The following is a 2033-nucleotide window of genomic DNA, read 5'->3' on the forward strand; positions in this document are numbered from 1 at the left end:
GTCCACACCGCCCCACCGGTGGTGCTCGCCGGGGGTGGGGAGCGGATCGGGGTGGCGGCGGCCGGCGCGGTGGTGGCCGAGGTACGCGCGGCCGGCGGGACGGTGGTGGCCACCGGCGGCTGTTTCGACCTGCTGCACGCCGGGCACGTCGCCACCCTTCAGGCCGCCCGGCAGCTCGGCGACTGCCTGGTCGTCTGCCTCAACTCCGACGCCAGCGTCGCCGGGCTGAAGGGTCCGGACCGCCCGGTGGTGTCCCAGGGTGACCGCAGTCGCCTGTTGGCGGCGTTGAGCTGCGTGGACGCGGTGCTGGTCTTCGACGAGCCGACCCCGCACGCCGCGCTGAGCTGGTTGCGTCCGGACATCTGGGTCAAGGGCGGCGACTACGCCACCGGTGGCGGTGACGGCTCCGCCCTGCCGGAGGCGGAGGTGCTGCGCCGGTGGGGTGGACAAACGGTGGTGGTGCCCTACCTGCACGGGCGCTCCACCACGGACATGATCGCGGCGGCCCGCGGCGAGCGGCGTGTGGCCCCCACCGGCACCGGCCGGGCCGCTCGGCTCAAGACGGAAGGAACACGATGACCAGCAGCGCAGCACCCGGTGCCGGGCCGACGGTACTCGTCACGGGTGGGTCGAGTGGTCTGGGCGCGGCGGTGGTGACGGCGGTGGCGAAGGCGGGTGGGCGGCCGTTGGTGTTGGATCGGCAGGCGCCGGCTGGTGGGGTGTCGTGGGTCGAGTGTGACCTGGCGGACACGCGGGCGGCTGAGGAGGCGACCCGGCGGATCGCGGCTGAGGCCGGTGGGTTGGCTGGTGTGGTCACCGCTGCTGGGGTGGACGTGCCGGGGAAGCTGGCCGATGTGGACGGGGCCGTTTGGGACCGGATCGTCGCGGTCAACCTGCTCGGCACCGCCGCGGTGGTCCGCGCCGCGCTGCCGTACCTGGAACGCTCGCATGGCACGGTGGTGACGGTGGCGTCGACGCTGGGGGTCAAGGCGGTCAGTGACGCCACCGCGTACTGCGCGGCGAAGTTCGGGGTGGTCGGTTTCACCCGCGCTCTGGCCGCCGAGCTGGCCGGCCGGGTCGGGGTGACCCTGCTGGTCCCCGGTGGGATGCGTACCGCGTTCTTCGACGACCGTGACGCGGAGTACAAACCCGGCCCGGACGCCAACCTCAACGACCCGGCCGACACCGCCGCCGCGGTCATGTTCGCGCTGTCCCAGCCGCCCGGCTGCGCCGTGCGTGAACTGGTGGTCTGCGCCGAGCGGGAAACGTCCTGGCCGTGATCCTCGTGCTGCGTGCCCTCGGGGTGGGCGATCTGGCCACGGCGGTACCGGCACTGCGCGCGCTGCGGGCCGCGTACCCCGACCAGGAGCTGGCACTGGCCGCGCCGGCCTGGCTCACGCCGCTGGCCGACCTGATCGGCGGGGTCGACCGGCTGCTGGCCACGGACGGACTGGGCGAGCTGGCCCGCACCGGCGCACCGCCGCAACTCGCGGTCAACCTGCACGGGCGCGGCCCGCAGTCACACCGGATGCTCGCCGACCTCCGCCCACGCCGGCTGCTGGCCTTCGCCAACCCCGAGGCCGGGCACCTCGACGGCCCCGCGTGGTTCGCCGAGGAACACGAGGTCGACCGCTGGTGCCGGCTGCTCGCCTGGTACGGCATCCCCGCCGACCGCACCGACCTTGCCCTGCGGCGACCCGCTCCGGGTCAGATGCCGGTCGGCGTCACGATCGTCCATCCCGGCAGCAAGGCGCCGGAGAAGCGGTGGCCGGCCGGGCGGTTCGCCGCGCTGGCCCGGGAACTGGCCGGGCGGGGCCACCGGGTGGTGGTGACCGGCTCGGCGGTCGAGCGTGACCTGGCCGCGCGGGTGGCCGCCGCCGCCGGGCTGCCGCCGAAGGTCGTCCTGGCCGGGCGGACCGACCTGGGCGAGTTGGCCGCGCTGGTCGCCCACGCCCGGCTCGTGGTCAGCGGCGACACCGGCATCGGACACCTGGCCACCGGGTACGCCACCCCCTCGGTGCTGATCTTCGGCC

Annotated in this window: 3 protein-coding genes; all 3 read left to right on the forward strand. The window is 75.0% G+C overall.

The window, feature by feature from the left end; translation table 11 throughout:
• Window positions 1–579: adenylyltransferase/cytidyltransferase family protein (locus tag E1182_RS30365; protein ID WP_165942774.1), on the forward strand; the 579-nt coding region annotated here is incomplete at its 5' end.
• Window positions 576–1280: an SDR family oxidoreductase gene (locus E1182_RS30370; protein ID WP_132271164.1), complete on the forward strand. Its 705-nt coding sequence runs from the start codon at window positions 576–578 to the stop codon at window positions 1278–1280. The genes E1182_RS30365 and E1182_RS30370, both read left to right, overlap by 4 nt.
• On the forward strand, window positions 1277–2033 hold a 757-nt coding region (locus E1182_RS30375), incomplete at its 3' end, for a glycosyltransferase family 9 protein (RefSeq protein ID WP_132271165.1). The genes E1182_RS30370 and E1182_RS30375, both read left to right, overlap by 4 nt.

Source organism: Micromonospora sp. KC721 (assembly GCF_004348355.1).
In the GTDB taxonomy this organism is placed as follows: Bacteria; Actinomycetota; Actinomycetes; order Mycobacteriales; family Micromonosporaceae; genus Micromonospora.